The organism is Methylophilus sp. (assembly GCF_052173275.1).
Taxonomy (GTDB): domain Bacteria; phylum Pseudomonadota; class Gammaproteobacteria; order Burkholderiales; family Methylophilaceae; genus Methylophilus.
The window spans coordinates 1,083,422-1,109,277 of sequence record NZ_JBQMUL010000002.1 but is presented as its reverse complement, the minus strand read 5'-3'; the positions used below and the strand labels follow the sequence as shown (position 1 = coordinate 1,109,277).

Below are 25,856 nucleotides of genomic sequence, written 5' to 3'. Positions count from 1 at the left end.
TCACATTGCTTCCCGCTCAACCATTGAAATGAAGCACTGCAATAAAAAAGAAGAAAGCCCAACAAAGCAATTCAATTGTTTTGTTAGGCTTTCTTGATTTAGAAGTTAAAGAAGTCCCTTAGCGCCCTTCTCGTAGTGCAATTAAACAATCTTCCTTCGTGGTGGTTTTAACCGGGCCCCTATCTGACGCGCCGAGTAGCGCAGGCAAAATAAGGTGGAAGGGAGCGACTGTCTGAGTTCCGCGGTGGCTTGCGCCGTGTGCAAGTCACTAGGGCGAGTTTCGCGACCGCTTATTTTGATGAGCAACGCAGGAGATAAGCGGAGGCTAGGGTGCCTTTTCTTTTGGTGACTTGTTCTTTGGGCAAGCAAAGAAAAGTCACTCGCCTAGAGGCGAAAAGGAATAGTGCAATAGCGCAGCAAAAATCAAATGCTTAACCATCCAAAGAATTACTTTCTAAAACCACCTGTAAATGAAACACTCACTCTCTACTGTAACCAAGTGATGCATGAACCTTGCCTGGATTCTGGCCTTCGCCAGAATGACAAGTGGGCATATATCCCTATTGCAGGGCAGATAAACTGTCGCATAAGCCAACCGTTATGCAGGCACAGAGCATGCTCTGAGAAGCCCCTGCTACACCCTGCGCCAGAGTGACGATCTTAGTACAGGTGGCTATACACCAGCCACCTCAGAGGCATAATGCATGCGCGGTGAAACCCATCCTCCCCCTTCAAAGCAATGCCGCTATGTCACAACAACTAACCATTGCCGCATAGGCGAACACGACACAAGTGCAAAGCGCCCATGCTCAATCAAAGTTAGAGCACTTATCAACAAATAAAAAAAGCGCCTCGATTCCTCAAGGCGCTTCTTCTTGCTACATAACAATTACTTCAAATCAAACCGATCTGCATTCATCACTTTAGTCCATGCCTTTACAAAATCCTGCACAAACTTTTGCTTGGCATCATCCTGCGCATACAATTCTGCATATGCGCGCAGGATAGAATTAGAACCAAACACCAGATCAACACGGGTTGCAGTCCATTTCAGCGCGCCACCAGTGCGTTCGCGTACTTCATAAAGGTTGTTTCCAACCGGTTTCCAGGTGTACTGCATATCCGTCAGATTGACGAAGAAATCATTGCTGAGCACGCCTGGCTTATCGGTAAACACCCCATGTTTGCTACCTCCATAATTGGTGTCCAGCACGCGCATGCCACCAATCAACACGGTCATTTCCGGTGCGGTTAATCCCATCAACTGGGTGCGGTCCAGCAATAGCTCTTCTGCCGTTGGCACATAGTCTGCTTTTTGCCAGTTACGGAAACCATCGTGCAAAGGTTCCAGCACTGCAAAAGATTCCGCATCTGTCATGTCGTCTGTGGCATCGCCTCTGCCTGGTACGAACGGTACTTCAATCGCTACACCAGCGGCATTGGCTGCCTGTTCGACGGCAGCAGAACCACCGAGTACGATCAAATCTGCCAGGCTGACTGGCTGATTAAATGCCGACTGGATGCCTGCAAGTACCGCCAGCACTTTCTGCAACCTGGCGGGCTCGTTTCCTTGCCAGTCTTTTTGTGGTGCCAGGCGAATGCGTGCGCCGTTGGCACCGCCGCGATAATCCGATGCACGGAAGGTGCGTGCACTATCCCAGGCAGTCGCCACCAGCTCAGCTGTGCTTAAGCCACTCGCCAGGATCTGCGCTTTTAATGCTGCAATATCCGCCGCGCTCAGGTTGGCATTGCCAGCTGGCGTCGGGTCTTGCCAGATCAGGTCTTCCTGCGGCACATCCGGCCCCAGGTAACGAGCTTTAGGGCCTAAATCACGGTGCGTCAGTTTGAACCAGGCACGCGCAAACACTTCGGAGAAATACGCCTGATCACGGTAAAAGCGCTCGGAAATCTCACGGTAGATAGGGTCTTTTATCATCGCCATATCCGCATCGGTCATGATGGGGTTGTAGCGGATCGAAGGGTCCTCCACATCCACCGGTTTGTCTTCCTCTTTAATACTTACCGGCTCCCATTGCCACGCGCCGGCCGGGCTCTTGTTCAGCGCCCATTCGTGCTCGAACAACATCTTGAAATAGCCGTTGTCCCAGCGGGTAGGGTGTGTGGTCCAGGCGCCTTCGATGCCACTGGTGACTGAATCGCGACCCACTCCGCGCCGGGTATGGTTGTTCCAGCCCATACCTTGCTCTTCTACGCTCGCGCCTTCCGGGTTAGGCCCAAGGTGCGCGGCATCGCCATTGCCATGCGCTTTACCCACGGTATGGCCGCCAGCCGTCAGTGCTACGGCTTCTTCATCATTCATCGCCATACGGGCAAAGGTCTCGCGGATATCTTTCGCCGTACGTATCGGGTCAGGGTTGCCATCCACGCCTTCAGGGTTCACATAGATCAGCCCCATCATGACGGCTGCCAGCGGGTTTTCCAGCTCGCGTTCACCGGAGTAACGGCTGCCCTGTGCCCCGGTTTTAGCCAGCCACTCTTTTTCATTGCCCCAGTAAATATCTGTTTCCGGATGCCAGATATCCGCACGGCCGCCTGCGAAACCAAAGATCTTCAAACCCATGGATTCATAAGCAATGGTACCGGCCAGTACGATCAGGTCCGCCCATGAAAGCTGGTTGCCATATTTTTTCTTGATCGGCCATAACAAGCGGCGCGCTTTATCCAGGTTGACGTTATCCGGCCAGCTGTTCAGCGGCGCAAAGCGCTGGTTGCCGGTGCCAGCACCACCACGGCCATCTGCCACCCGATAAGTACCTGCCGCATGCCAGGACAAGCGAATCATCAAGCCGCCGTAATGGCCCCAATCAGCAGGCCACCATGACTGACTATCCGTCATCAGCGCATGCAAGTCGGCTTTCACTGCCGCTAAGTCGAGTTTTTTAAACTCCTCGGCATAATTAAAATTTTCACCTAAGGGATTGGTTTTGCTATCTTGCTGATGCAGGATATCCAGATTTAAGGCGTTCGGCCACCAGCTGGTATTTGATTTCTCTGTCGCGGTATTGCCGCCATGTGCAAATGGACATTTGCCGGTTGTGTTTTGTTGGTTTTCCATTTTTTTAAGCTCCTTTTCTTATTGGCTGGCCAGCCTTGAATGGCCAGGCGTCAAATATACTACTGGTTAAATATCGTGATAATATTTTTCTAGATAACGAATGTAGTTTTACCTAATTGCTCGCAGCATAAGCTGCTAATATTTCCTGTAATTGCGATAAGTCCTGAAACCATCTTGTAATCATTTTTTTCTCCATGAATCAATGTTGTCTGATGCATGAAAGCCATTTTAGGCAAGCCGATACAATTTGTATAATTGTAAGTTTTGATATTATTGATAAATAAAATTAATAGAATTACACTAGCCACTTAATCCGCGTTTGATGAGAAAAACATGACCCTGATTGAATTGAAATTTGTGCTGGCAGTCGCGCAGGAACGTAACTTTCGCCGGGCGGCGGACAAATGTTTTGTCACGCAACCGGCATTGAGCCTGGGCATTAAAAAGCTGGAAGAAGAATTAGGGCTGTTGCTATTTGAGCGCAACCGTAACGATGTGACGCCGACGCCGATCGGGGAGCAGATCATTGCGCAGGCCAATATCGTGCTGGAACAGGCAGCCAAGATCAAGGAAATGGCCAAGCTGGGCAATGACCCGCTCAATGGCCCTTTTAAACTGGGTATGATTCACTCAGTTGGACCTTACCTGCTGCCGGAGATGATCCCGCCGCTGGTAAAAACCGCACCCAATATGCCGCTGGAAGTAGAAGAAAACATCACCGCGACGCTGGAGCAGCAGTTGCGGAATGGTGTGATTGATGCGGCGGTAGTGGCTTTACCGTTTAACGTGCCAGGCATTGAAATCACGCCGCTGTACGATGAAGACTTCAATGTCGTCGTTCCGGCCAACCACCCCTGGGCACAACGTAAGACCGTCAATCCGGATGAATTGGGCAATGAAAAAGTGTTATTGCTGAACAGCGGCCACTGTTTCAGCAATCAGGTCACGCAGGCGTGCCCGGAATTAGGTCGTAAAGGCGAAGTATTACAAGGTAATTCTTTAGAAACCATACGCAATATGGTGGCTTCTAACCTTGGGATCACCGTATTACCGGCCATGGCGACCGTCGCGCGCTACCAGAACCCGCTGATCCGGGTGATCCCTTTTACCAAGCCGGCACCTAGCCGCCGTATTGCCCTGGCCTGGCGTAAAAGTTTTGTACGTACGGCTGCGATAGAAGTATTGGAGAAGGTGATGTCAGAGATCGGGGCACAGGCAAAACTCAGTAGCAAAGCCTGATTCACAATAAGCTAATAGGCTATTGCGACCCGGAAGCCGGTGACGGCTTTTTCTGCAATGCCTAACGTGGTTTTCACCGCTTGCTCTTGTTGCGCTGCTAAACCTTCAGTGGCTTTAGCAGCGGTGGGTAAATACTCTGCAGGCTTGAGGATTTTGCGCAGTACCGGTTCATCCGCCATATTGGTCAGGGTCAGCTCTATCATCGGATAGGCTTGCGCGACCGCACCGTGATTGATTAGCACACTGGAAAATACCAATACGCCTTCGCGTTCCCGATGCTCCTGGATATCGGCATCATCAATCGTCAATTGGGTAATATCGTTAGGCAGGGCCACCGCGCAATGCAAGACTTTGCAGGCGGACTGCAACAACGGTTTGGTGGATGGATAATTGGCAGCCAGGCTGGTGCGTGTGAAATACACCAGTTGCAGCAATATGGCGATCAACAGCAGGCCGGATAACAGCGGAAATATCCAGGGCAGCGTTGTTTTCTCAGGGGCAGGCGGGCGGTCATCGGTTAATGAGACATTGCGTAAAAATGCCGGGATGGCCGGATCATGCGCTTCTTCATAACCAAGATTCCATGACAGCGCAGGCGCTTGCTCTAATTCTTCAGGTTCGGCGTATTGCGGGGTCGGGCTGGGTTCTAATACTTCTGTGGGACTGTCTAGCGTGGCTAGCGGGGCGGTTTGGATTTCTGGGGCATTCTCCGCTAACGTAGCGGCCTCTGAAATATCAACTTCTGAAGTCTCAGCTTCTATAGTACTTGGCTCTATTACCTGTGGCGTGGTTTCAGCTGGTTCAGCGATTTCAGCCTCGGTAACCAGCGCAGATTGCGCATCAAACACATGGTTGCACTCGCCACAACGTACTTTGCCAGCGTAGGCTTGCAGTTGTTCGTCGTTGACTTCAAATTGTGTAAAGCAGGCAGGGCATTCAGTTATTAGAGACATTTTCTGCTTCCCGTCAGCAAGACCCATCCATCTTGCTGGATGGGGGCATCCATTTCAAACCATTCTGAGTAACGCGCCAGCAGCATTTCCTGCTGGCTATCCAATATGCCGGATAATGCAACTTTACCGCCATTTTTGCAAGATTTAGCAATCACCGGTGCCAATACCATCAAGGCACTGGAGAGAATATTGGCGACCACGATATCAAACGGTTCATGCAGATAATCTGCCGAATCATAAAACACCGCGTCTACCTGGTTATTGGCGGCATTGTCACGGCTGGCGATCACTGCCTGCGTATCAATATCCACGCCTATCACCTGGCCTGCGCCCAGCTTTTTGGCAGCAATGGCCAGAATGCCGGAGCCACAGCCGTAATCCAGAACATTGGCTTGCTGCAACTCGGTTTTAGGTAATTGTGCCAGCCAGCTCAGGCATAAATGCGTGGTTGGATGGCTGCCGGTGCCAAATGCAAGGCCGGGGTCGAGTACGATATTGATCGCCTCAGCATTCGGTGCCTGGTGCCAGGAAGGGACGATCCATAAATGATCAGTCACCCGGATCGGATCAAACTGGGCTTGTGTCGCACGCACCCAATCCTGCTCTTCGATCTGCTCTAACTGATATTTCAGGCCATCCAGCTGTAACTCAGCTTGTACAGTCGCCAATAGCGCCTGCACATCTGCTTCATCATCCAGCATGGCAGTGACGATATTCTGTTGCCAGATGCCGGGCGGTGGATCACCCGGCTCGCCAAAAATAGCCTGTTCGGCCAGCGTGTCGGCATGTGCATCTTCAATGCTGACCGACAATGCACCATGTTCCATCAACACATCGCTGAGCGACTCCGCCTGAGGCTCGGTCGACTGAATTTTAAGTAACAACCAATGCACAATTACTTCGAGCTGATACCCAGCTTTTGCTCCAGGTAGTGAATGCTGGTTCCGCCTTGTTGAAAGGCCAGATCAGCCATCAGGTCAGAATGCAGTGCAGTATTGGTTTTAATGCCTTCTACATTCATTTCTGACAAAGCTACGCGCATTCTGGCAATCGCCTGTTCACGCGTTGCGCCATGGGTGATCAGTTTGCCTATCATCGAATCGTAATGTGGCGGCACGGTGTAACCGCCATAGACATGAGTATCCATGCGCACGCCAGGGCCGCCAGGCATATGGAAGCGGTTGATAAAACCAGGTGACGGTACAAAGGTGTATGGGTCTTCTGCGTTGATCCGGCACTCAATGGCATGGCCATTCAACACGATGTCACGCTGACGGAACGGCAGTTTTTCACCGGCGGCAATAAATATCTGCTGTTGCACCAGGTCAATGCCGGTAATCATTTCGGTGACGGTATGCTCAACCTGCAAGCGGGTATTCATTTCAATGAAGTAAAACTCACCGTTTTCATACAGGAACTCAAAGGTGCCAGCGCCGCGGTATTTGATTTTGCGGCAGGCTTCGGCACAACGTTCGCCTATCTTGTCGCGTAATCTTGCTGGCAACAAAGGCGAAGGCGCTTCTTCAATGATTTTCTGGTGGCGACGCTGCATGGAGCAATCACGGTCACCCAGGTAAACCGCGTTGCCATGCTCGTCGGCCAGGATCTGGATTTCGATGTGGCGCGGGTTTTCCAGGAATTTCTCCATGTAAACCACAGGGTTGCCAAACGCGCTTTGCGCTTCGGCCTTGGTCATATTGACCGCATTCAGCAATGCCGCCTCAGTATGCACCACGCGCATGCCACGACCACCGCCACCGCCAGCAGCCTTGATAATCACCGGGTAGCCAACACGCTTGGCGGTTCTGATGATTTCAGCCGGGTCATCGGGCAAGGCACCATCGGAGCCTGGTACACAGGGCACACCGGCTTTTTTCATCGCATCCTTGGCGGAGACTTTGTCACCCATCAGGCGGATAGTGTCGGCACGCGGCCCGATAAACACGAAACCGCTTTGCTCCACACGCTCGGCAAAATCGGCATTTTCAGACAAAAAGCCATAACCAGGGTGGATCGCTTGCGCATCAGTGACTTCAGCAGCGCTGATCACAGCCGGGATATTCAGGTAACTTTTCGCAGACGGTGCCGGGCCGATACAGACAGATTCATCAGCCAATTTGACGTACTTGGCATCACGATCAGCCTCGGAGTGCACGGCAACGGTTTTAATCCCCAATTCACGGCAGGCACGCTGCACGCGCAGGGCGATCTCACCGCGGTTGGCAATCAGAATTTTTTCAAACATAGGCGGCTTAACCAATCAGGAATAATGGTTCGCCGTATTCCACAGGCTGACCGTTTTCAACGAAAATCTTTTTAATCACACCAGCATATTCACTCTCAATTTCATTGAGCAGCTTCATGGCCTCGATGATACATACGGTTTCACCAGCATTGATGCTGCTGCCTACGTCCACAAATGCTTTCGCATCAGGAGACGAAGCACGGTAGAAAGTACCTACCATAGGTGATTTAACGATTTTGCCTTCCAGCTCAGGTGCCGGTGCGCTGGCAGCAGGCCCGGCGGCGGCTGGTGCATACGCAGGGGCGGCTGGTGCAGGCGCAGCTACATATTGTGTGACTGGCGCAACGCCAGTGATAGTGCGGCTGATACGTACTTTTTCTTCACCTTCAGTCAGTTCCAGTTCGGAAATTCCCGATTCCTCGACCAGATCAATCAGTTTTTTAAGTTTGCGTAAATCCATAGAAACCTCGATTTAAGATATTTTAGTTATAGTTGTTGGATATGGCGATAAGCGGCGTAATAGCCTTCTGCGCCCAAACCGCAGATCACGGCCGTCGCAATATCGCTGAAATAGGAGTGATGCCGAAATGGCTCTCGTGCGTGTACATTTGAAAGATGTACTTCAATAAACGGCACTTTGACCGCTGAAATTGCATCACGGATCGCCACCGAAGTATGTGTGAAAGCCGCAGGATTGATAATCACATAATCCACGCGGTTAACAGACAATGTGTGTATTTTCTCAATAATGTCCGCTTCAGAATTGCTCTGAAAGGTTTCAAGCCTTGCCTGATCAGCGCGCGCGAGCGTTTGCAAGCCCTGGTCGATATCTGCCAGGGTTTGGTTGCCATAATGCTGCGGCTCGCGTGTGCCAAGCATGTTGAGGTTGGGTCCATGAATCACCAGGATAGATTTGGTGCCCATTTCACATGCCTTTTAAAGAGAAATATACGACCTTCATGGCGCGAAGTTTGCCGAAGTTATTGCATTTTGTCCAGCAGAATTCGTGATTCGGACAAAAGTGAAAAATCGCTAATCCTGCCGTTAAGTGTTGTATTTCTGCACCTAACATGCAGTCATCCAGGCACTGTCACGGGTGTGAAAACGGTTGAAATATCCTACAACTTGAGCGCTTTTTGCAGCATGTCGCGGTTAACGCGACCAAAGAAAATATGCGTGATCTCACCTTGTGCAGACACGATCACGGTATATGGCAACACGCCTTTATTATTGCCCAAAACCTCTGCCAGTGGCATGCCTTCGTTCTCTGCGATCAGCAATGGATAGGAAACCGGCGTGCTTTCAATAAACTCATGCACGGCTGCCGCTTCGTCAATCGCCACGCCCAGGACAGCAATTTCGGGATGCGCGGTAGCAAGCTCGGAAATTTCTGGCATTTCATCACGGCAAGGTTCGCACCAGGTCGCCCAGAAATTCAAAATCATCGGCTTGCCTTTAAATTGCGCCAGCGGGTAAGCCTTGCCTTTTTGATCACTTAGAGTCGTGTTCCAGAGCGTAGCCACTGCCGATTGATCGGGCAACGCCGTGTCCGTGGCCAGAAACTGGTGCCGGTTCAGGTAGAGCCAGCGGAAACCACTGCCGAGCACGACGATGAGTAATATCGTCATGACGATACGTGCCACGTTACGCATGGGCCTGGCCTCCCAGTGCACGCAGAATATTCAGGAAACGATCAGCACCCTGGTAGCCTTTGATAACAGGCTGTAATGGCTGGCCCTGCGCATCGAAAAATACGATGCCAGGCGGGCCAAACAAATCGAATTTTTTAAGTAGCGCAGCATCTTGCGCATTGTTAGCCGTCACATCTGCCTGCAACAATACTATTTGATTCAATTCGGCCTGCACCTTGGGGTCGGTGAAGACGAATTGCTCGTATTCTTTACAAGAGACACACCAGTCCGCGTAGAAATCCAGCATGACGCGCTTGCCCTGTGCCGCTTGCACCGCCTGCTCCAGCTCTTGCACGCTATGCACACGTTGAAAACGCACCGCCTGTTTGCTGGTGTGCTCGCCAGAGGCAAGATTTTGCAGCGGCCTCAGCGGTGAACTTGCGCCTGACCAGGCGCCTATCACTAGCGCCACGCCATATAGCAGCAAAAAGACAGCTGCACCTTTACTTAGCCTTTGTGCAGTGCTGGCAGTCGTTGGCAGCGGGTCTAACGCACGCAAATAAATCGCCGGAACGATGCACAATAGTGCCCACAATAGCAATTGCACTGTCACCGGCAATATCGGGCTGATCACCCAGATGGCGACGGCCAGCATCAACACCCCGAACAGGCGGCGTATGCTATTCATCCATTCGCCTGCTTTGGGCAGAACAGACCCCGCAGAGGCTCCAATTAATAATAACGGCACGCCCATACCCAAAGAGAGTGAAAACAGCGCGACAGCACCCAGCACCACGTCATGCGTCTGGCTGATATAAAGCAAAGCTCCCGCTAATGGCGCAGCTACGCAAGGGCTGATGATCAGCGCAGAGATGGCGCCCATCAGAAAATCACTGAGCAGATGCCCGCCTTTAAAGCGGTGGCTCCAGTTAAAAAAAGCATTTTCTATTGCGCTTGGCAGTTTTAGCTCATAAAAGCCAAACATGGAAAAAGACAAGGCCACAAAAATCAATGCACCAGCGGTCAACGCCAGCGGTGTTTGCAGGGCATTGCTTAATAGCTGGCCAGATAAGCCGGCCGCCACGCCCGCCAGGGTATAAGTCAGGCACATGCCCAGGGTGTAAGCGAGCGATAAAGTAAACGCTTTGGCGCGTGAAGATTGCGCGTTTTTACCGACTATGATGCCTGACAGGATCGGGATCATGGGGAACACGCACGGCGTGAAAGCCAGCAACAGACCGGCACCGAAGAAACCGGCCACAATTTGCCACCAGCGGCCGGAAGACAGCAGTTTTTCAGAGACGCCGTCCTCAACCTCTATCACAGGCGGCGTGCTGGCACTGACAGGCGCAGATGACGTAGCTGAGGCCGCCAGCGGGGCTAATGGCAGTGATCTGGTTTGCGGCGGGTAGCACAGCCCTTTTTCACTGCAGCCCTGATAGCGTATTTGCAACGTGGCTGGTGCAGCATCGGCAAAAGCAACGTCAGCCGCCGTATCATGATGAAACACTTGCTGCGGGCCGAAATTGGGGTCGTTCTTGGCTTCGCCAGGCGGCAATGTGATTTGCGCAGTTTCACCGGCGGGCAATACCAGCTGTATGCGCTCTCTATATAAATAATGCCCAGGCGCAATCACGAATTTAATCTGCGCATGCGTCTGATCCACCAACGCAGCTTCTACTTTAAAGGCCTTATCGACAGGCAAGAACTCTTGCGCATCATCATTGGTGAACAGTTGGGAAAATCCCGAGTCTGCCTGCACCGGCGCCACCGTTGCCAGCAGCATCGCCAAGGTCACCCACGCTCTGATCCAGATGGTCATCATATTTTTCTGCATCTTTATCTCACCAGCCTTTATGTATTTCACCAGTCTTATGCCAGCGTTTCAGCCGCTACCCAACGCAGGTATTCCGGCAAACCCTCGTTCACATGGATAGCTACAATCTCGGGAAGTTCATAAGGATGCAAGGCGCGTACTCTTTCAGCCACTTTGGCATAGCCACGACGTGGAGTTTTGATGGCTAGGGCGATCTCTTCCGCCGTCTCGATTTTCCCCTGCCAGCGATAAACCGATTTGACGGGGCTTGAAATATTCACACATGCCGCCAACTGTTCATTAACCAGCGTGTGTGCCATGCTTTCTGCGCACGCCATGTCCGGCACATGGGTAAACACGATTATAATTTCCTCTTCTGGCGTCATGGGCGCTGACTCTTCAACAGGATTACTGACATGCGTTTTATCATCTTTGCTATTTTACTGGCTTTTCCGTTTCTGGAGATAGCGATCTTGATTGAACTCAGCCAGCGTTACGGTTGGTGGGTACTCGCTTACCTGTTGATCATTGGTTACCTTGGCCTGAAACTCATCCGCAGCGAAAAAGACCTGATCGCCGCACGCATGTTCCAGCAATTAGGCGCAGGCGGCAACCCGATCTCGGCCATGTTTTCAACCGCTCGCAATATGTTTGCCGGTGTATTACTACTGATTCCCGGCGTGATCAGTGATGTGATTGCAGTGGTATTACTGTTGATGCCGGGCAATTCACCGACCACAGGCAAAGCCTCCAATCAAGCCAACTATGATTACCGGGCCAGTGCGAATGACGAAGCCATTGAAGGCGAATATACTGAAGTCAATGAAACCAAACCTAAAGACAACGTAGTGCGCCTGCCGGGTAAAGACTAGGTCATCTAGCACCCTTTACTTTAAAAAGAACACGCTGACGATAATAAGCCATGAACCGTGTATTGATAGAAAACAGCGGCCACACCTTTGATGTGCGCCCCAGCCAGACCGTACTGGAAGCGGCGATCGAGGCCGGCATCAACATGCCTTATGGCTGCCGCAACGGCGCCTGTGGTGCCTGCAAAGGCAAAGTACTCACCGGCAAAGTCTTCCACGACGATTATCAGGGCAGTGCCATGAGCGACACAGAACTGGCGAGCGGGCAAGCGCTGTTTTGTTGTGCCAGACCGCTGGAAGACCTGGTCATTGAATGCCGCCAGATCGATATGGTGCAAGGCATCAAACCACGGATACTCCCAGTACGTGTGCAGAAAAAAGAACAGCTAAGCGACGATGTCATGGTGTTGCACCTGCAATTACCAGGCACTGAACCGCTGACGTTCATGGCCGGGCAATATCTTGAATTTTTACTCAAAGACGGCCGCCGCCGTGCTTTTTCGATTGCCAATGCGCCGCATGAAACTGGCTTTATCGAATTGCATATCCGCAAGATCACAGGCGGGCACTTTACGGAACAGGTGTTCAACGAGATGCCCCTGAAAACCATTCTGCGCACAGAAGTCCCGCTGGGGAGTTTTTTCTTGCGTGAGCAAAATGACAAACCTATCATCATGGTGGCGGGCGGCACCGGTTTTGCGCCGATCAAGGGCATGATAGAACATATGATTTACCAGAATATCCAGCGGCCAGTGTTGTTGTATCGTGGTGCCCGTCATGTGACGGATTTGTATATGGATGAGCTGTGCCAGCGCTGGGCGGAATTTATGCCTAATATTACTTATATCCCGGTGATTTCAGAGGTTGATGCGAGTGAAGGCTGGCATGGGCGACGTGGCTTGGTCCATCAGGCGGTGCTTGAAGACCATGCGGATCTAAGTAAGTTTGAGGTGTATGTATGTGGCGCACCGGGGATGGTAGATATTGCGAAGGAAATGTTTGTGGCGCAAGGATTACCGGAGGAAGAGTTTTATAGTGATGCGTTTACGTTTGCACCGAAATAAGCTGGCTTTTATCGCTCAGAATTAAAGCTTGGGTCACTAAGTAGTATTCCTTTTCGCCTCTAGGCGAGTTACTTTTCTTTGCTTGCACAAAGAAAACGTAACCAAAAGAAATGCACCCTAGCTTCCGCTTATTTCCTGCGTTGCTCATCAACGTGGGCGTCCAACGAAACTCGCCCTGACAAGCCACACACACCGTGGCTTATTGCGGAACTCGAACAGCCGCTGGCCGAATACTCCCACGCTGACTGCGCTACTCGGCGCGTCAGATAGGGGCCCATTTAAACCCACCACGCGGTTACTTTAGTGAGCACTCTTACATTGCTTCCCGCTCAGCCGCTGAAATAAAGCAGAGCAACAAAACAACAAGAAAGTCCCACAAAACAATTGAATTGGTTTGTGGGGCTTTCTTGTTTTAGAAATTAAAGAGGTCCCCTTAGCGCCCTGAATGCCATACGTTTAACTAACATTCCATCGTGGTGGTTTAAATCGGGCCCCTATCTGACGCGCCGAGTAGCGCAGTCAAAATAAGGAGGAAGGGAGCGACTGTCTGAGTTCCGCAGTGGCTTGCGTAGTGTGCAAGCCGCTAGGGCGAGTTTCGCGACCGCTTATTTTGACGAGCAACGCAGGGAGATAAGCGGAAGCTAGGGTGCCCTTTCTTTTGGTGACTTGTTCTTTGGGCAAGCAAAGAAAAGTCACTCGCCTAGGGGCGAAAAGGCGCGCATCATCAGACCTTAAAAATCTCCGATAATACTCACCAACCTTGCAATGCCAAAAAAATCTTAAACAATTACTCTTTTAACCACTTCGCGATATCCATCGCATAGTATGTCAACACCCCATCCGCCCCTGCCCGTTTAAACCCAAGCATCGCTTCCAATACACAAGCTTTCTCATCCAGCCAGCCATTCTGCGCTGCGGCTTTCAACATCGCATACTCGCCACTCACATGATAAGCATACGTCGGCACGCCAAACTCATCCTTCACCCGCCGCACAATATCCAGATATGGCATACCCGGTTTTACCATCACCATATCCGCGCCTTCTTCAATATCCAGCGCAACTTCTTTCAAGGCTTCGTCAGAATTGGCGGGGTCCATCTGGTAATTGTATTTATTGCTCTTGCCGAGGTTGCCTGCTGAGCCGACAGCGTCACGGAATGGGCCATAGAAGGCAGACGCGTATTTAGCGGAATAGGCCATGATGCGGGTGTAGATGTAGCGCTGATCTTCCAGCGCATCTCGGATAGCGCCGATCCGGCCATCCATCATGTCGGATGGTGCGACGACGTCGGCACCTGCTTCAGCATGGCATAGCGCCTGTTTGACCAGCACTTCAACTGTTTCGTCGTTGAGCACATAGCCAGTGTCTTCTATCAGGCCATCCTGGCCATGGGTGGTGTAGGGGTCGAGGGCAACGTCGGTGATCACGCCCAGTTCAGGGAATGCTTTTTTGAGTGCACGGACGGTGCGCGGCACCAGGCCTTCGGGGTTGTAGGCTTCTTTGGCATCCAGGCTTTTGAATTGTTGTGGCACCACCGGGAATAGCGCCAGGGCCGGGATCCCCAGTTTTACGCATTCTTTGGCGGTTTTCAGTAGCACATCTATACTTTGGCGCTGCACGCCGGGCATGGATTTCACTTCTTCGATTTTGCCTTCGCCTTCGAGGACGAAGACCGGGTAGATCAGGTCATTCACGGTGAGGACATGTTCACGCATCAAGCGGCGCGAAAACTCATCTTTACGCATGCGGCGAGGGCGGATAGCTAGAAATTGGCTCAAAATAATCTCCATATGTGCCTGACCGCCAGGCAGTGTCAGGCGGAGGATGAAAGATAGAACAGGTTGACAGAATAACCCTGATCACAACTCGATGAAACGGTTTAGGCAAACACCTTGGCGAGTTCGGCGCCCGGGTTTTCCTGGCGCATAAATGCTTCGCCGACCAGGAAAGTATGTACGGCATGGTCGCGCATCAGTTTGACGTCATCCGCAGTGAAAATACCGCTTTCGGTCACCACGATTTTGTCGTTGCCTATGCTATCCAGTAACCCCAGGGTAGTATCAAGCGTGACTTCAAATGTGCGCAGGTTACGGTTGTTAATGCCGAGTAACGGGGTGCTTAACTGAATGGCCTGTGCCAGTTCTTCAGCATTGTGCACTTCAACCAGCACAGCCATGCCTAGCTGATGCGCCAGCGATTCCAGCTGCTGCATTTGTGCCAGTGTGAGCGCAGCGGCGATCAGCAGGATGCAATCGGCGCCCATGGCGCGCGCTTCATAGACCTGGTAATCATCTATCATAAAATCTTTGCGCAATACGGGTAACTGGCAAGCCGCACGGGCCTGTTTCAGGAACTCGGCAGAGCCTTGGAAATACTGCTCATCCGTCAATACCGATAAACAGGCGGCGCCACCTTGCTCATAGCTGGCGGCAATCTCGGCCGGTTTGAAGTCTTCGCGGATCACACCTTTGGAAGGGCTGGCTTTTTTAATCTCCGCAATCACTGCCGCTTTGCCTGCAGCAATTTTGTTGCGGATAGCAGCGACAAAATCACGCGCGGGCGCTTGTTGTGCAGCAAGCGCTTGCACCTCGGCCAACGGCAGCTTTGCTTGTGCGGCAGCGATTTCTTCGGCTTTGGTGGCCAGGATTTTGTTTAAAATATCACTCATAGATTTTTCCGTTAACCTTGATCCAACCACCTTGACGACCCTGAGGGTCATGATGCGTCCAGTGCATGATGCCACCTTTGGGGTTGTAAATATATTCACCTTTAAACTGCACCTGGTCGCCCACACTCAAATCCGCCACACGCGGTGCCAGATCAATATTATGGGCAAATAACAATGTTTGCTCAGGCGAGACACTGACCAGAAAGCGCTGGTGCCTGGCGCCCTTGGTATCGTCTGCCAGCAGTTTTTTGACACTACCATTGCCCTGCAGCCAGACATGGCTTTGCTTTTTTGCAAATGCCTGCTTAACCGCTGCGTTATCTTCTGTACTTAACCCGCTAGAAAGTGATTGCAGGTTAAGCGTCTGCACCTGCGATTTCACTTCAACCACTGATTGTGAGTGATTACTTACGCTTTGTGGTGCTTGCTCGCAAGCCGTTAACAAAACGCTGAGCGTAATCAGCAAACGTTTCATGCGGCTTGGCTCAACGTCTTCAATTGCTGCAATTTACTCAATGCAATGCCTGAATCGATCGATTGTGCGGCTTGTGCAATGCCTGATGCCAGGTCACTGGCCAGACCAGAGACATAAATGGCGGCGCCTGCATTCAACAATACGATATCGCGTGCCGGGCCTTTTTCACCTGACAGCAAGCCAAGAATAATACTGCTGGAATGCTCGGCACTTTCAACGCGTATGCTGTTGATATCATGTAATGGCATGCCAAACTGGGTGGGATTCAAGGTGTATTCCGTGATTTTGCCATCTTTCAGTTCAGCCACATAAGTGTCGGCAGAAAAAGATATTTCATCCATTTCGTCGGCACTATGCACCACCATCACATGCTCGCTACCCAGGGTTTGCAGGGTCTGCGCCAGCAAAGGCACTAAATCGCGATGAAAAACGCCCATCACCTGCCGTTTGGCACCTGCGGGGTTGGTCATAGGCCCCAGCAGGTTAAACAGGGTACGCACGCCAAGTTCACGGCGTACCGGCGCTGCATATTTCATGGCTGCGTGATGGTTGGGCGCAAACATAAAGCCTATGCCGGCCTGGTTCACACAGTGGGCGACTTGTTCGGGCGTGAGGCTGATATTGACGCCCAGCGCTTCGAGCACATCGGCAGAACCACTTTTAGAAGAAGCCGCACGGCCGCCGTGCTTGGCGATCTTTGCGCCAGCGCCCGCAGCGACAAATGCCGAAGCGGTAGACACATTAAATGCTTTATTAGGCGCACCGCCGGTGCCACAGGTATCGATCAAATGGCGCGCATCGTTAATGGTGACTTTGCTGGAAAGGTCACGCATCATTTGTGCAGCGGCAGCGACCTCGGTCACGGTTTCACCTTTGACGCGCAAAGCAGACAGAAAACCGGCGACCTGGATCTGGGTGAATTCGCCGCTCATGATCTGGCGCATGATTTCCAGCATTTCTTCATGCGTGAAATCAGTATGATCGATCAGCCGCTGCAAGGCAGTTTTAGGCGTGATGCTCATCAATAACCCTTCAGGAAATTATCCAGCAACTCGTGCCCGTATTCCGTCAGGATAGACTCCGGGTGAAACTGCACGCCTTCGACGGCCAGGGTTTTATGCTTGACGCCCATGATCTCGCCATCGTCCGTCCAGGCAGTGATCTCCAGGCAGTCAGGGATGGTTTCCCGCTCAATCACCAGCGAGTGGTAACGCGTTGCCGTATACGGATTAGGCAAATCTTTAAACACGCCGGTATTGGTATGGTGGATCAATGAAGTTTTACCGTGCATCAGGGTTTTGGCTTTGATGATGTTGCCGCCAAACGCCTGGCCTATGCTCTGGTGACCCAGGCACACGCCAAGCAACGGGATCTTGCCGGCGAACTCATGGATCAATGGCACTGAAATACCGGCTTCATTCGGCGTACAGGGGCCGGGTGAAATCACGATTTTTTCCGGCTGCATCGCTTTGATCTGTTCCAGCGTGATCTCATCGTTTCGATGTACATGGACGTCTTGCCCCAACTCGCCTAAATATTGCACGAGGTTATAGGTAAAAGAGTCGTAGTTATCAATCATTAACAACATCTCAGGCTCCTTTTCCTGCATTCAACTGGACAGCGCTATCCAGGCCGTCTTGCACCAGCTCGGCGGCACGGATGACGGCTTTGGCTTTGTTCTGGGTTTCATCCCATTCATTTTGTGGAATCGAATCCGCCACAATGCCTGCGCCTGCCTGTACATATAGTTTTTTGTTTTTAATCACAGCCGTACGAATGGCGATCGCCACATCCATATCGCCGTTAAAGCCCAAATAACCCACGGCACCAGCGTAAATACCACGTTTGGAAGGCTCAAGTTCTTCAATGATTTCCATGGCGCGGACTTTCGGTGCGCCAGAAACGGTGCCTGCGGTAAACGTCGCTTTCAGCACGTCAATCGCATCCAGCCCCGGCTTTAATTGGCCTTCGACATTGCTGACGATATGCATGACGTGTGAATAACGCTCAATCGTCATATTATCGGTGACTTTCACCGTGCCGGTGAGCGCGACACGGCCAACATCGTTACGGCCCAAATCCATGAGCTGCACATGTTCGGCACGCTCTTTAGGGTCAGCCAGCAACTCGACTTCCAGCGCCAGGTCGTGGTCACGGTTTTTGCCGCGCGGGCGGGTACCGGCAATCGGACGTGAAGTGACGGTGGTATTATCCAGCCGCACCAGGATTTCCGGCGAGGCGCCCACCACATGATGGTCACCCATATCGTAATAAAACATATACGGGGACGGGTTCAGGCTACGCAACGCGCGATAAAGGCTTAATGGCGAGGCGTCAAACTCCTGTGACATCCGCTGGCTGAGCACCACCTGCATGATGTCGCCTTCCAGGATATATTGCTGGCCTTTTTTCACGGCTGCCTTGAAGTTTTCTTCGCCAAATTCTGACACTGCTGCTGTCTTGGTGGTTGGTAAGGCAGTGGGGATCTCCACTTGCGTACGCAGTTTTGCCAGCAATGCCTGCATGCGATCACGCGCGGCTGCATAGGCATTCGCCTGTGCCGGGTCGGCATAGACGATAAAATATAATTTACCGGTCAGGTTATCGATGACGGCGATTTCTTCAGACACCATCAGCAGGATATCCGGCGTACCGATCGCATCCGGCTTTTTCTGCTTGCCCAGACGCTTTTCGATATATTGAATGGTCTCGTAGCCAAAATAACCGGCCAGGCCACCGGTAAAACGCGGCAAGCCTTCATAAGGCGGCGTTTTAAAGCGCGCCTGGTAGGCTTTGATAAAATCTAACGGGTTCTGGTCGGTGTGCGATTCAATGACGGTGTCGCCCTGGATCACCTGTAATTGCTGGTCGCGGACTTCAATACGGATAGTGGCTGGCAAGCCGATAATCGAATAACGGCCAAAGCGTTCGCCGCCTTGCACGCTTTCCAGCAGATAGGAGTAGGGTTGGTTAGCCAGTTTGAGATACAGCGACAGCGGCGTGTCGAGATCGGCAAAGGTTTCAAGCACCAGCGGGATACGGTTGTAACCTTGTGCCGCCAGCGCGTCAAATTCAGTCTTGCTTAATGTGCTTAACATGATGCTTTTTTCCAGTTTGATTCGTTGAGTGTGTCGCGGTAAACACCACGACAGATCAGTGCTAATAGCGTGTGCGACTTTTCAGAGTAGCGCGCTTGCAGGCTGAGTTAGCCTCGCCACGAACGACGCCAGCTTAACACCGGCCAACTGGAAGAATGATCAGTACAAAACATCATGATATTGGAATCGTTTTTTCTAAACCCCGCTTTAAGAGAGCAGGTAACTCAAGCAGGTTTACCAGTTCGGTTAACTGCTGCACCGTGGCATCCACGGTTGCCACATCAATGGCGCGCCCCTGATTATACCCATAAGGCACGGTCACGACAAAGCACCCTGCAGCATGTGCGGCCTGGATATCGGTTTCCGAGTCACCTACCAGCATGGCTTCGGCTGGCAACACAGCTAGTTTTTGGCAAATATGCAACAGTTGCATCGGGTCTGGTTTCTTTTTGGGCAAACTGTCGCCGGAGACGACTATGGCAAAAAAATCGGATAGTCCTGCTTTTTCCAGCAGCGGCAGCGTGAAGGCTTCTGGTTTGTTAGTCACACAGGCAAGCAGATAGCCATGTGCTTTCAACTGCTGCAATGCCGGCACTACGCCGTTGAACGGCTGGCTGTCATTGGCATGCGCGACATAAAAGTCATGATACAAAGGCTGCGCCTGATCGAATAAGGCAGCTTCGGGTTCTGCATGCATATCACCCGTCAGGCAGCGCTTGATCAGTGTTTGCACGCCTTCACCAATATAGCTGCTGATCTGCGCCTGCGGTAACATGGGTTTGCCCAATCCCACCAGCATACGGTTGGCGGCTTCAGCAATTTGCGGGGCGGTATCCAGCAAGGTGCCATCCAGGTCGAACATCACCAGCTTGACTTGAAACCGCATCTATTACCCTTTAAACAACATGATCTTAAGTAGGCCTGCATAAAAAACAGGGCTTAGCCTATACAACATAGGTAAGCCCTGAATTTTTATGCCGCTTGCGTGCATAGTGAAAAACGAATGTTGTTACACAGTCGCCAATGCAGCGCGCATAGCTGCTACAACAGTATCGTAACGGTTAGCATCTGATTCGTTAGGCGAACCAAAAATCGCGCTGCCTGCCACGAATGTATCGGCACCGGCTTTAGCGATCTCAGCGATATTGTTCGCGTTGACGCCGCCGTCTACTTCCAGCCAGATCTGACGGCCGGTTTTTTCATAGTAGGCATCAATACGTGCACGCGCTTCTTTTAATTTGTTCAGTGTTTCAGGAATAAACTTCTGGCCGCCAAAACCCGGGTTGACCGACATCAGCAAGATCATGTCGACTTTGTCCATCACGTGGTCCAGGTAATGCAACGGCGTTGCCGGGTTGAATACCAGGCCAGATTTACAGCCGCTGTCACGCACCAGGGCCAGGCTGCGGTCAATGTGGTCAGACGCTTCCGGGTGGAAAGTGATGATATCGGCACCGGCTTTGGCAAAGTCGGGAATGATGCGGTCAACCGGTTTTACCATCAGGTGCACGTCGATCAGCGCGCCCACGTTGTGGGATAAATCGCGAATGGCGTCGCAGACTAATGGTCCAATAGTCAGGTTAGGCACATAATGATTGTCCATCACGTCAAAGTGGACGATGTCGGTACCGGATTTGATGACGTTTTCAATTTCCTGGCCTAATTTGGCAAAATTGGCAGAAAGAATACTGGGGGCAATGCGAAAAGTTTTGTCCATGCTGGTGTTCCGTATCTGAAGTTCAATGAATAAATCTAAGAAAACACATCATCAGCGGCTACGCGTGCAAATTGCTGCGTTGCACGGTACTCATAAGCAAGCCGTACATATGTACTGCCTTGCTTCCTGCGTTCCGTGCGCCTTGCACTTTATCCCGCTCGCTCGCTTATTCCGGGTTTTCTGAATAATTTTTATTGTAAAACCAATATTTTAACGCCATTCCGGGTCAAATTGCCATTCTGTGCCAAATTGACAGGATTCTTGATTGCAAAGCACTAATGTAAGAAAATGTCGGCACCTTTGCTACAGGCACTATCCGAATCAACCATGAACGACTTGCACGCGCTAGTTAATTTATCCTTTTGCCTGATCTCAAAGGTAAAATAGCGTCATGCAACTGTTTACCATTGGTGTAAACCACACCACCGCCCCTATCGCTATCCGCGAAAACGTTGCGTTTAACAACGAAAATCTGCCGCATGCGCTGGAAGACCTGACGCGCCACAATGTGGCCGAAGTGGCGATTCTGTCTACCTGCAACCGCACCGAAATCTACGTGCAATCTATCCGGCCGGAAGTCGTGATCGACTGGCTGGCAAATTACCACAAGCTGGAAACCAACAAACTGCTGCCTTATACCTACACCTTAAGCAGCCATGAAGCGGTCAAGCATGCTTTCCGTGTCGCCAGCGGGCTGGACAGCATGGTGCTGGGTGAAGCGCAGATATTGGGCCAGTTCAAGCAATCAGTCAAAATCGCGCAGGACGTGGGTACATTGGGCACCATGTTGCACAAATTGTTCCAGCGTACGTTTGAGGTGGCCAAAGAAGTACGTACCAACACCGACATCGGCGGCAGCTCGATCTCGATGGCAGCGGCAGCGGTGAAACTGGCACAGCGTATTTTCGGTGATTTGAGTGCGCAAAGTGTGTTGTTTATTGGCGCCGGTGAAATGATAGAACTGTGTGCCGACCACTTTGCGGCGCAAAAGCCGAGAAAAATCACGGTTGCCAACCGTACATTAGAACGTGGCGAACAACTGGCTGAAAAGATCCGCGGCCAGGGGTTGAATATGCAGGCCATTTTGCTGAATGACCTGCCTGAGCGTTTTCACGAATTTGATATTGTGATCACCAGCACGGCCAGCCAGTTGCCTATGGTCGGCCTGGGCATGGTCGAGCGCGCGATCAAGATCCGCAAACATCGGCCGATGTTTATGGTGGATCTGGCGGTACCACGCGATATCGAGCCAGAAGTCTCTGCACTGGATGATGTGTTCTTGTACACGGTGGATGACCTGGCGCAAGTGGTTTCCGAAGGCATAGGCAACCGCCAGGAAGCAGCGGTGAATGCCGAACTGATCGTCAACGCACGCGTTGAGCACTTTATGCAGTGGCTCAAACAGCGCGAAGCGGTGCCGACCATTAAAGCCCTGCGCGACCAGATAGACGCCGTGCGGCAGGCCGAACTGGAAAAAGCACTCAAACTGCTGCAAAAAGGTGAATCGGCGGACAAAGTGCTGGAATTCCTCAGCAACGCCCTGACCAATAAATTTTTGCATGGCCCCAGCCATGCACTCAACAACAGCAATGGCGACGCGCATGCCCACCTTGAACATCTGGTGAAACAACTGTTCCAGTTGAAAGAATAAGTTTTTAACACACACCTTTTCATGATTCTTGCCTGCGTATGCGGCAATGAAGGCCAGGAAAAGCGTGGCAGAAATAAATTGAAAGAAATAAATTGGCGGAAATATTCCGCCAGCATTTAGGGTAACCAATGAAACCAAGTATGTTGCAAAAGCTCGCTAACTTAAGCGAGCGCCTTGAAGAGATCAACCGCCTGCTGAGTAGCGAAGGCGTGACTGACAATATGGATAATTACCGTAAGATCATGCAGGAACATACGGAAATCACTCCTATTGTTGAGCAGTACCATATCTATGTGCAAACCGAATCCGACCTCAAAGAAGCGCACGCCATGCTCTCAGACCCGGAGATGAAAGAGTTTGCGCAGGAAGAGATAGAGAGCGGCAAGCAGCGCCTGGAAGAAGTGGAGCTGGCGCTGCAAAAATTATTGCTGCCCAAAGACCCCAACGACGATAAAAGCATTTTCCTGGAAGTGCGCGCCGGTACCGGTGGCGATGAATCCGGCCTGTTTGCCGGTGACCTGTTCCGCATGTATTCGCGCTACGCTGACCGCCAGGGCTGGAAGGTAGAGATCGTATCTGCCAACGAAGGTGAAGTCGGCGGTTATAAAGAGATCATCGCCAAAATCAATGGCTATGGCGCTTATTCAAAACTCAAATTCGAATCCGGCGGTCACCGCGTACAACGCGTGCCGGATACTGAAACCCAGGGCCGCATCCATACCTCGGCCTGTACCGTGGCGATTTTGCCTGAGGTAGAAGAAGTCGGCGATGTAGAGATCAACCCGGCCGATATCCGTATCGATACCTTCCGCGCCAGCGGTGCCGGTGGCCAGCACATCAACAAAACCGATTCTGCGGTGCGTATCACCCATGCACCTACCGGCATCGTGGTGGAATGCCAGGATGGCCGCAGCCAGCACGCCAACAAGGCGCAAGCCATGCAGGTATTGGCGGCACGCATCAAAGCCAAGCAGGTGGATGAGCAACAAAGCAAGATCGCCTCGGAGCGCCGCAACCTGATTGGGTCAGGTGACCGCTCTGAACGTATCCGTACCTACAATTACCCGCAGGGCCGCATCACCGATCATCGCATCAACCTGACCCTGTACAAGATCGAAGCGATCACCGAAGGCGATATGGACGAGCTGATAGGCGCGCTGTCAAATGAGTATCAGGCTGACTTGCTGGCGAGTCTGGGTGAAGATAATTAAGGTTGCCATCTCACTACGCAATGACAAAAACTTCTGATAAACATCTAGGCGGTTGCCTTTGCGAAGCGGTACGCTACGAGATTGCCTGCACGATAGACAAAGTGTTCTATTGCCATTGCCGCCGCTGTCGTAAGGCCAATGGTTCCGCGTTTGCCGCAGTAGCGCCAGTGGCAAAAAGTCATTTTGTCATTACAAAAGGCCAGCAACATTTAAAAAGTTATCGCAGCGAGGCTGGCGTGCACCGCGCTTTCTGCGACCAATGCGGCTCTCCTATCATTGGTTACCGCGAGAGTGACCCGGAGACCATCAGACTCAGGATAGGGTCACTGGATACGCCTGTAGCGGAAAAACTAACCGCGCATATCTTTGTCGCCTCTAAAGCCGAATGGTATGACATTCATGATGATGCTCCGCAATTTGATGAACGGCCTGTATAGAGTCCACCATGCATTCTTTCCGTCTGCCCACTGCGCCGCGCAGCATTCAAAAAGACCAGCCGATCAAATTTATCCTGGATAGTGAGGCCATTGATTGCCTGGCGCATAATATTGCGCTGGTGCATGCCGGGTTCGATGCGCAATTATTCAAGCAGCTGGCGTTGACCAATATTGCCCCCCTGGGTTTTATGGACAGATCTGCCCATATTGCCGCGGCATTGAAGGCAACCTTACCGGCCAAGTTCGCAGAGGCGACTGAAGTCTTAATCAATACGCTGACACCGCCTAACCTCCATACTGAACGCTTGGGGCTGGGTGTGTTTTTCTATTTGCCGCACACCCGTTTTATTGCGGAATATGGTCGTGATGCATTGCACAATGCGGGTGAAGACCCATTTGCCGCTGCCATGCGTGCGCAATATGAGTTGACTCGCCGTTTTACTGCCGAATTCTCTATCCGCCCATTTTTAACGCATGATTTTGAGCGTACACTGAACCAGCTCACGCAGTGGCTGGATGACCCGGACCCGCATGTGCGGCGTTTGTGTTCGGAAGGCACACGTTCGCGTTTGCCCTGGGGCGCTCGTATCCCGCAGTTGATCAAAGACCCAACGCCGACTTTACCTATCCTTGAAGCATTGAAAAGTGACCCTAGCCTGTATGTGCGCCGCAGTGTGGCCAACCATGTCGGCGATATTGCCAAAGACCATCCCGAGATTGCCTTTGAACTGTGTGACCGCTGGTTAACTAGTGCCGATAAAGAGCTGAAATGGGTGATCCGCCATGCGGTGCGCCATCCGGCCAGGCAGGGTAGTGCCACGGCAATCGCTTTGCGTAAAGCCGCCGGGGGCAGGTAGCCATGTCACAAACAGTGCAACAATTGTTGCAAGCGGCGCGGCAACAGCTGGCACAACTGGTGCCTAGCAGCGAAGCCTCGATTGAAGCGCAGATACTGCTGATGCAGATACTGGATGTGAATCGTGCCTGGCTGCTGGCACATGCCACCGATGTGGTGCCTGACCAACCCGTACAGGACTACACCCACTTAGTACAACGCCGCCTGCTAGGCGAACCCATCGCCTATATTCTTGGCTATCGTGAATTTTTTGGCCTTAAACTCAAAGTCACTGCCGACACGCTGATTCCGCGCCCGGATACCGAAACCCTGGTTGAAGCCGCCCTGCAAAAAATCACGCAACCGTGGCAGATACTGGATTTAGGTACCGGCACCGGCGCCATCGCCCTGGCGCTTGCCCGGCATGCACCGCTCTCGCATGTCACTGCCGTGGATGCTTCAGAGGCGGCCTTGAAGGTGGCTGAAACCAACCGGCAAAACCTGCAGCTTGAGAATATCAGCTTGCTGCATAGCCATTGGTTTTCTCAGCTTGCTGATCAGCGATTCGACCTGATCGTCAGCAATCCGCCGTATATAGAAGCGGCCGATCAGCATCTAAGCCAGGGCGATTTACGCTTTGAGCCGCTGTCTGCACTGGCTGCAGGGGAGGATGGCCTGGCGGATATCCGGCAGATCATCGCGCAGGCGCCCGACTATTTAAATGATGGCGGCTGGCTGTTGCTGGAACATGGCTACAACCAGGGTGAAGCGGTGCAAGATCTTTATCAACTCGCCGGTTTCCGGCATATTCAAACGTTGCGCGATTTAGGTGACAATCCCAGGGTCACGCTGGCGCAGTGGCCATAAAC

Annotated in this window: 25 protein-coding genes; 8 read left to right on the top strand and 17 right to left on the bottom strand. The window is 51.9% G+C overall.

Annotated elements, in window-relative coordinates:
• Positions 1 to 889: 889 nt before the first annotated feature.
• A complete protein-coding gene (katG, locus tag ACTS9Y_RS06760; RefSeq protein WP_442585202.1) occupies positions 890 to 3,076 on the bottom strand; it encodes a catalase/peroxidase HPI in 2,187 nt (728 codons plus the stop codon).
• 333 nt (positions 3,077 to 3,409) lie between these two features.
• On the opposite strand from katG, the gene ACTS9Y_RS06755 reads away from it, so the two are divergent.
• Entirely contained in the window at positions 3,410 to 4,315 is a 906-nt protein-coding gene (locus ACTS9Y_RS06755) for a hydrogen peroxide-inducible genes activator (RefSeq protein WP_442585201.1), read from the top strand.
• An 11-nt stretch (positions 4,316 to 4,326) separates the two neighbouring features.
• Here ACTS9Y_RS06755 and ACTS9Y_RS06750 read toward each other — a convergent pair whose 3' ends face one another.
• The 8 genes from ACTS9Y_RS06750 to cutA form a co-directional block, all read right to left on the bottom strand.
• Positions 4,327 to 5,268: a DUF3426 domain-containing protein gene (locus ACTS9Y_RS06750; RefSeq protein ID WP_442585200.1), complete on the bottom strand. Its 942-nt coding sequence runs from the start codon at positions 5,266 to 5,268 to the stop codon at positions 4,327 to 4,329.
• Positions 5,259 to 6,161, bottom strand: coding sequence for a 50S ribosomal protein L11 methyltransferase (gene prmA / locus ACTS9Y_RS06745; RefSeq protein ID WP_442585199.1), 903 nt, complete (start codon positions 6,159 to 6,161; stop codon positions 5,259 to 5,261). Before prmA ends, ACTS9Y_RS06750 begins: the two co-directional genes overlap by 10 nt.
• A 2-nt stretch (positions 6,162 to 6,163) precedes the next feature.
• Positions 6,164 to 7,513 (bottom strand): acetyl-CoA carboxylase biotin carboxylase subunit, encoded by a 1,350-nt coding sequence (accC, locus tag ACTS9Y_RS06740; RefSeq protein WP_442585198.1) that lies wholly within the window; start codon positions 7,511 to 7,513, stop codon positions 6,164 to 6,166.
• A gap of 7 nt (positions 7,514 to 7,520) precedes the next feature.
• Positions 7,521 to 7,973, bottom strand: coding sequence for an acetyl-CoA carboxylase biotin carboxyl carrier protein (gene accB / locus ACTS9Y_RS06735; protein ID WP_442585197.1), 453 nt, complete (start codon positions 7,971 to 7,973; stop codon positions 7,521 to 7,523).
• A gap of 26 nt (positions 7,974 to 7,999) precedes the next feature.
• A complete protein-coding gene (aroQ, locus tag ACTS9Y_RS06730; protein WP_442585196.1) occupies positions 8,000 to 8,437 on the bottom strand; it encodes a type II 3-dehydroquinate dehydratase in 438 nt (145 codons plus the stop codon).
• 194 nt (positions 8,438 to 8,631) lie between these two features.
• Positions 8,632 to 9,165, bottom strand: coding sequence for a TlpA family protein disulfide reductase (locus ACTS9Y_RS06725; protein WP_442585195.1), 534 nt, complete (start codon positions 9,163 to 9,165; stop codon positions 8,632 to 8,634).
• On the bottom strand, positions 9,158 to 10,969 hold the full coding sequence (dsbD, locus tag ACTS9Y_RS06720) for a protein-disulfide reductase DsbD (protein ID WP_442585194.1): 1,812 nt from the start codon (positions 10,967 to 10,969) through the stop codon (positions 9,158 to 9,160). Before dsbD ends, ACTS9Y_RS06725 begins: the two co-directional genes overlap by 8 nt.
• A 47-nt stretch (positions 10,970 to 11,016) precedes the next feature.
• Positions 11,017 to 11,346: a divalent-cation tolerance protein CutA gene (gene cutA / locus ACTS9Y_RS06715; RefSeq protein ID WP_442585193.1), complete on the bottom strand. Its 330-nt coding sequence runs from the start codon at positions 11,344 to 11,346 to the stop codon at positions 11,017 to 11,019.
• A gap of 30 nt (positions 11,347 to 11,376) precedes the next feature.
• Here cutA and ACTS9Y_RS06710 point away from each other — a divergent pair, with 30 nt between their 5' ends.
• Both ACTS9Y_RS06710 and ACTS9Y_RS06705 read left to right on the top strand, forming a co-directional pair.
• On the top strand, positions 11,377 to 11,832 hold the full coding sequence (locus ACTS9Y_RS06710) for an FxsA family protein (RefSeq protein ID WP_442585192.1): 456 nt from the start codon (positions 11,377 to 11,379) through the stop codon (positions 11,830 to 11,832).
• Between the two features lie 50 nt (positions 11,833 to 11,882).
• Positions 11,883 to 12,893, top strand: coding sequence for a CDP-6-deoxy-delta-3,4-glucoseen reductase (locus ACTS9Y_RS06705; RefSeq protein WP_442585191.1), 1,011 nt, complete (start codon positions 11,883 to 11,885; stop codon positions 12,891 to 12,893).
• Positions 12,894 to 13,680: 787 nt separating this feature from the next.
• On the opposite strand, the gene hemB is transcribed toward ACTS9Y_RS06705, so the two are convergent.
• The 8 genes from hemB to rpe all read right to left on the bottom strand — a co-directional run bounded on the left by hemB (position 13,681) and on the right by rpe (position 20,853).
• Complete coding sequence (gene hemB, locus ACTS9Y_RS06700) at positions 13,681 to 14,685, bottom strand: porphobilinogen synthase (RefSeq protein WP_442585190.1); 1,005 nt, start codon at positions 14,683 to 14,685, stop codon at positions 13,681 to 13,683.
• 89 nt (positions 14,686 to 14,774) lie between these two features.
• A complete protein-coding gene (gene trpC / locus ACTS9Y_RS06695) occupies positions 14,775 to 15,563 on the bottom strand; it encodes an indole-3-glycerol phosphate synthase TrpC (protein WP_442585189.1) in 789 nt (262 codons plus the stop codon).
• Positions 15,556 to 16,038, bottom strand: coding sequence for a DUF3465 domain-containing protein (locus ACTS9Y_RS06690; protein ID WP_442585188.1), 483 nt, complete (start codon positions 16,036 to 16,038; stop codon positions 15,556 to 15,558). Before ACTS9Y_RS06690 ends, trpC begins: the two co-directional genes overlap by 8 nt.
• Positions 16,035 to 17,060 (bottom strand): anthranilate phosphoribosyltransferase, encoded by a 1,026-nt coding sequence (gene trpD, locus ACTS9Y_RS06685; RefSeq protein WP_442585187.1) that lies wholly within the window; start codon positions 17,058 to 17,060, stop codon positions 16,035 to 16,037. The genes ACTS9Y_RS06690 and trpD overlap by 4 nt, the downstream gene beginning before the upstream one ends.
• Complete coding sequence (locus ACTS9Y_RS06680) at positions 17,060 to 17,626, bottom strand: aminodeoxychorismate/anthranilate synthase component II (protein WP_442585186.1); 567 nt, start codon at positions 17,624 to 17,626, stop codon at positions 17,060 to 17,062. Before ACTS9Y_RS06680 ends, trpD begins: the two co-directional genes overlap by 1 nt.
• 1 nt (position 17,627) lies before the next feature.
• On the bottom strand, positions 17,628 to 19,136 hold the full coding sequence (trpE, locus tag ACTS9Y_RS06675) for an anthranilate synthase component I (protein ID WP_442585185.1): 1,509 nt from the start codon (positions 19,134 to 19,136) through the stop codon (positions 17,628 to 17,630).
• Between the two features lie 172 nt (positions 19,137 to 19,308).
• Complete coding sequence (locus tag ACTS9Y_RS06670) at positions 19,309 to 20,022, bottom strand: phosphoglycolate phosphatase (RefSeq protein WP_442585184.1); 714 nt, start codon at positions 20,020 to 20,022, stop codon at positions 19,309 to 19,311.
• 123 nt (positions 20,023 to 20,145) lie between these two features.
• On the bottom strand, positions 20,146 to 20,853 hold the full coding sequence (gene rpe / locus ACTS9Y_RS06665; protein ID WP_442585183.1) for a ribulose-phosphate 3-epimerase: 708 nt from the start codon (positions 20,851 to 20,853) through the stop codon (positions 20,146 to 20,148).
• Between the two features lie 391 nt (positions 20,854 to 21,244).
• Here rpe and hemA point away from each other — a divergent pair, with 391 nt between their 5' ends.
• The 5 genes from hemA (at position 21,245) to prmC (ending at position 25,854) form a co-directional block, all read left to right on the top strand.
• The gene (hemA, locus tag ACTS9Y_RS06660; RefSeq protein ID WP_442585182.1) at positions 21,245 to 22,504 is read left to right on the top strand and encodes a glutamyl-tRNA reductase; all 1,260 of its coding nucleotides are present in this window, start codon (positions 21,245 to 21,247) and stop codon (positions 22,502 to 22,504) included.
• Positions 22,505 to 22,632: 128 nt separating this feature from the next.
• Entirely contained in the window at positions 22,633 to 23,715 is a 1,083-nt protein-coding gene (gene prfA, locus ACTS9Y_RS06655; protein ID WP_379033722.1) for a peptide chain release factor 1, read from the top strand.
• Positions 23,716 to 23,735: 20 nt separating this feature from the next.
• On the top strand, positions 23,736 to 24,152 hold the full coding sequence (locus ACTS9Y_RS06650) for a GFA family protein (protein WP_442585181.1): 417 nt from the start codon (positions 23,736 to 23,738) through the stop codon (positions 24,150 to 24,152).
• An 8-nt stretch (positions 24,153 to 24,160) separates the two neighbouring features.
• The gene (locus ACTS9Y_RS06645) at positions 24,161 to 25,009 is read left to right on the top strand and encodes a DNA alkylation repair protein (RefSeq protein ID WP_442585180.1); all 849 of its coding nucleotides are present in this window, start codon (positions 24,161 to 24,163) and stop codon (positions 25,007 to 25,009) included.
• 2 nt (positions 25,010 to 25,011) lie between these two features.
• Complete coding sequence (gene prmC / locus ACTS9Y_RS06640) at positions 25,012 to 25,854, top strand: peptide chain release factor N(5)-glutamine methyltransferase (protein WP_442585179.1); 843 nt, start codon at positions 25,012 to 25,014, stop codon at positions 25,852 to 25,854.
• Positions 25,855 to 25,856 lie beyond the last annotated feature (2 nt).

Coding starts and splice junctions, on each gene's coding strand:
- aroQ (WP_442585196.1), bottom strand. CDS start 8,437: ATGGGCACCAAATCTATCCTGGTGATTCATGGACCCAACCTCAACATG.
- prmC (WP_442585179.1), top strand. CDS start 25,012: ATGTCACAAACAGTGCAACAATTGTTGCAAGCGGCGCGGCAACAGCTG.
- katG (WP_442585202.1), bottom strand. CDS start 3,076: ATGGAAAACCAACAAAACACAACCGGCAAATGTCCATTTGCACATGGC.
- trpD (WP_442585187.1), bottom strand. CDS start 17,060: ATGAGCATCACGCCTAAAACTGCCTTGCAGCGGCTGATCGATCATACT.
- hemA (WP_442585182.1), top strand. CDS start 21,245: ATGCAACTGTTTACCATTGGTGTAAACCACACCACCGCCCCTATCGCT.
- ACTS9Y_RS06670 (WP_442585184.1), bottom strand. CDS start 20,022: ATGCGGTTTCAAGTCAAGCTGGTGATGTTCGACCTGGATGGCACCTTG.
- ACTS9Y_RS06680 (WP_442585186.1), bottom strand. CDS start 17,626: ATGTTGTTAATGATTGATAACTACGACTCTTTTACCTATAACCTCGTG.
- trpC (WP_442585189.1), bottom strand. CDS start 15,563: ATGAGTGATATTTTAAACAAAATCCTGGCCACCAAAGCCGAAGAAATC.
- ACTS9Y_RS06755 (WP_442585201.1), top strand. CDS start 3,410: ATGACCCTGATTGAATTGAAATTTGTGCTGGCAGTCGCGCAGGAACGT.
- accB (WP_442585197.1), bottom strand. CDS start 7,973: ATGGATTTACGCAAACTTAAAAAACTGATTGATCTGGTCGAGGAATCG.
- ACTS9Y_RS06690 (WP_442585188.1), bottom strand. CDS start 16,038: ATGAAACGTTTGCTGATTACGCTCAGCGTTTTGTTAACGGCTTGCGAG.
- prfA (WP_379033722.1), top strand. CDS start 22,633: ATGAAACCAAGTATGTTGCAAAAGCTCGCTAACTTAAGCGAGCGCCTT.
- trpE (WP_442585185.1), bottom strand. CDS start 19,136: ATGTTAAGCACATTAAGCAAGACTGAATTTGACGCGCTGGCGGCACAA.
- ACTS9Y_RS06650 (WP_442585181.1), top strand. CDS start 23,736: ATGACAAAAACTTCTGATAAACATCTAGGCGGTTGCCTTTGCGAAGCG.
- hemB (WP_442585190.1), bottom strand. CDS start 14,685: ATGGAGATTATTTTGAGCCAATTTCTAGCTATCCGCCCTCGCCGCATG.
- accC (WP_442585198.1), bottom strand. CDS start 7,513: ATGTTTGAAAAAATTCTGATTGCCAACCGCGGTGAGATCGCCCTGCGC.
- ACTS9Y_RS06705 (WP_442585191.1), top strand. CDS start 11,883: ATGAACCGTGTATTGATAGAAAACAGCGGCCACACCTTTGATGTGCGC.
- ACTS9Y_RS06750 (WP_442585200.1), bottom strand. CDS start 5,268: ATGTCTCTAATAACTGAATGCCCTGCCTGCTTTACACAATTTGAAGTC.
- dsbD (WP_442585194.1), bottom strand. CDS start 10,969: ATGATGACCATCTGGATCAGAGCGTGGGTGACCTTGGCGATGCTGCTG.
- ACTS9Y_RS06645 (WP_442585180.1), top strand. CDS start 24,161: ATGCATTCTTTCCGTCTGCCCACTGCGCCGCGCAGCATTCAAAAAGAC.
- cutA (WP_442585193.1), bottom strand. CDS start 11,346: ATGACGCCAGAAGAGGAAATTATAATCGTGTTTACCCATGTGCCGGAC.
- ACTS9Y_RS06725 (WP_442585195.1), bottom strand. CDS start 9,165: ATGCGTAACGTGGCACGTATCGTCATGACGATATTACTCATCGTCGTG.
- ACTS9Y_RS06710 (WP_442585192.1), top strand. CDS start 11,377: ATGCGTTTTATCATCTTTGCTATTTTACTGGCTTTTCCGTTTCTGGAG.
- rpe (WP_442585183.1), bottom strand. CDS start 20,853: ATGGACAAAACTTTTCGCATTGCCCCCAGTATTCTTTCTGCCAATTTT.